Annotated in this window: 1 protein-coding gene and 1 pseudogene; both read right to left on the bottom strand. The window is 33.9% G+C overall.

Features of this window, described 5'->3' with window-relative positions:
• Nucleotides 1-101 (bottom strand): annotated as a pseudogene (locus AC1DJR_RS25520) (PadR family transcriptional regulator); the annotation flags it as partial.
• A gap of 582 nt (nucleotides 102-683) precedes the next feature.
• Nucleotides 684-1970: a hydroxylamine reductase gene (gene hcp / locus AC1DJR_RS25515; protein WP_429687241.1), complete on the bottom strand. Its 1287-nt coding sequence runs from the start codon at nucleotides 1968-1970 to the stop codon at nucleotides 684-686.
• Nucleotides 1971-2679 lie beyond the last annotated feature (709 nt).

Here is a 2679-nt window from a genome sequence, read left to right as displayed (position 1 = left end):
AGGTGGCGGGTAATCTCATAGCCATAAGTTTCACGGCGGCTAATGATTTCCAGAACACATCCTTCCAGCGAACCTTTCAGCATTTCAGTTAAATTTTCCATATTCTGATCCTCCTTTACCCCCTATTCTGTCTGACTTATATTCAGTATCACAGAGTACTAAGGCTAATTTTTACTGAATAGCTTTTGAGAAACCTCACTATTCAGTATTACTTATTATAACTACATTGTATGACTAAGTAGATGGGATGTCAACTCGATTTTTAAATTTTTTCTTAAATCCGCTTTTGCCTATTGGATACTGAATATATTTTTAAAAACTACGCTATTCAGTATTACTCATTACCACTACATTGTATGACTATGTAGTGGTAATGTCAACTCGATTTTTAAATTTTTTCTTAAATCCGTTATTATCTATTGGATACTGCCTATTTTCTTCTTAAGAAATCTCACCACATACCTATCCAGCTAAGAAAAGGAAATACCCAAAACAAAAATTCCGCATTTTTATTTTGGGCGTTATAATATTCCGAAGTTAATGAATGTGGATAGCTCTCCTTATTAAAAAGACGGATCATTTTTTTGTTCTTCTACTAATGCACCTGTGCATCTAATACATGAGCTTGCGAATACATACAAACTCTTTATAAAGTCAACTCTACATATAGGACATCCTTTTTGTTACGATAACATCATATTCATATCTTCTGCTGCGGTTGTAATTAGTTTTAAACCGAATGTCTCTTGTAATACATCAAGCACACCAGGTGAAATAAATTCAGGTGCCTTTGGACCAATGCGAATATCTTGAATACCAAGACTAAATAGCCCAAGTAAAATGGCAACCGCTTTTTGTTCAAACCATGATAGAACAATACTCACTGGCAATTCATTCACTTCACATTGAAAAGCATCAGCTAAAGCGGCCGCTATTTTCACTGTAGAAATTGAATTATTACATTGTCCTAAGTCAATGTAACGCGGAATCTCCGTACCAGGTACAACCCCATAATTCACATCATTAAAGCGGAATCTCCCACAAGAAGTTGTTAAAATAATCGTTTCTGGCGGAAGTGACGTTGCTAATTCACGATAATATTCCCCGCCTTTTCCTGGTGCATCACAACCTGCAATGACAAAGAAACGCTTTATTTTCCCTTCCTTTACTGCCTCAATAATTTCTGGAGCTAACGATAATACGGTATTATGATGAAACCCTGTTACTAACTGTTCATCCGACTCCATATGTACTTCTGGAAGTTCTAGCGCTTTTTGAATCACTGGTGTAAAATCGTCATTTTCAATTTTTTGTACGCCCTCTAAGCCTGCAATTTCATATGAAAAAAATCGATCAGAGTATGATCCTTTAATTGGCATAACACAGTTCGTTGTCGCTAATATGGCACCTGTGAATTTTTCAAAAAGGCGTCGTTGATCATACCATGCCTTACCAATGTTTCCTTTTAAATGTTTATATTTTTTCAGCTGTGGATATCCGTGTGCTGGTAACATTTCAGAATGCGTATAAATATTAATTTCTTTTCCTTCTGTTTGCTTTAATAATTCCTCTAATGCAAATAAATTATGACCAGTAACTACAATTGCCTTACCTTCTACATGATTTTGTGTAATTTGAACAGGCTCTGGAACACCAAAGTGATTCGTATGTGCCTCATCTAATAACTCCATCACTCGTAAAGCTGACTTCCCTACTTTCATAGCCATATCAAAATGTTGTTGTTCATTAAAATTAGAATTTGTTAATGTCATATATAGCGCTTCTTGAGTTGTAGCATCTACAAATGCATCTGTATACCCTAGCTGCGCAGCATGCGTACGATAAGCCGCTATTCCTTTTAATCCAAACACAATCGTATCTTGTAAACTTGCAATTGTTTCATTCTTACCACAAACACCCATCACTTTACATCCGCCTGTTGGCGTTTGTTCACATTGATAACAAAACATAGCATCCCACCCTCTCCCAATCATTCATTACAAATCAAGCATAATACCCATTGAGAAAAAGGGATGTGATATGAATCAGAATAATATATGAAAATTTGTGACAGCTCATATTGTTGACATAATATTTTTATTGACGCTAAAAAACGAACACCTTTGTTTATGCTTTCAAATAGCTAGATGATTGATTTAGAGAACTATTAGCAACTAATAAGCATACAAAAACACTATTCTTTCTATCATTCAACAGAAAGAATAGCGTTTTTTCATTTTGAAGAACTATCAATTTTTTGATTAAAGATTTTATGGGAAATCGCTTTATTTACATTACATTCACACTACCTTAACATTGTTTGCATTATTTATATGATATATTTATATAGAAACTACTTAAGAAATTTCATATACATTGTTATCTTTATAATCTCTTAACTGATTGATAAGAGATTATGTTATATTTTCATACCAGGGGTGAATTAGGATGACTGAAACTTTAAAGACACTTATAATGCTTGATGTTACTTACGTTGTTATAGCCATTATGACGGTACTGGTATTTGTATACTTGGAATTAAAATCTCAGTAACTTATGCAGGCATAATTGATAGCTTCGCATTTAAATATAGTTAGAAGAAAGCGAGGAGAAAATTGTTTCTCCTCGCTTTTATATTCCCACAGTTTCTTATTTCAACAAATCCAATGTATGTATAAG

Source organism: Bacillus sp. 05T31 (assembly GCF_056396725.1).
This window is presented reverse-complemented; position numbering and strand designations above follow the sequence as displayed.

Excerpts from the sequence above, each read along its gene's own strand:
- hcp (WP_429687241.1), bottom strand. The coding sequence starts at position 1,970 with ATGTTTTGTTATCAATGTGAACAAACGCCAACAGGCGGATGTAAAGTG.